This is a genomic window from Neisseria sp. P0019.S002 (assembly GCF_051957155.1).
Taxonomy (GTDB): Bacteria; Pseudomonadota; Gammaproteobacteria; order Burkholderiales; family Neisseriaceae; genus Neisseria; species Neisseria perflava.
The window spans coordinates 1-255 of sequence record NZ_JBQCWS010000198.1 but is presented as its reverse complement, the minus strand read 5'-3'; the positions used below and the strand labels follow the sequence as shown (position 1 = coordinate 255).

The window sequence follows — 255 nt, the reverse complement described above, 5'->3', positions numbered from 1 at the left end:
CCCCCCCCCCCCCCCCCCCCCCCCCCCCCCCCCCCCCCCCCCCCCCCCCCCCCCCCCCCCCCCCCCCCCCCCCCCCCCCCCCCCCCCCCCCCCCCCCCCCCCCCCCCCCCCCCCCCCCCCCCCCCCCTCCCCCCCCCCCCCCCCCCCCCCCCCCCCCCCCCCCCCCCCCCCCCCCCCCCCCCCCCCCCCCCCCCCCCCCCCCCCCCCCCCCCCCCCCCCCCCCCCCCCCCCCCCCCCCCCCCCCCCCCCCCCCCC

1 protein-coding gene is annotated in these 255 nt (G+C 99.6%); it reads right to left on the bottom strand.

The features are described from left to right. On the bottom strand, positions 1 to 255 hold a 255-nt coding region (locus ACTHTY_RS12285; RefSeq protein WP_268083134.1), incomplete at both ends, for a hypothetical protein.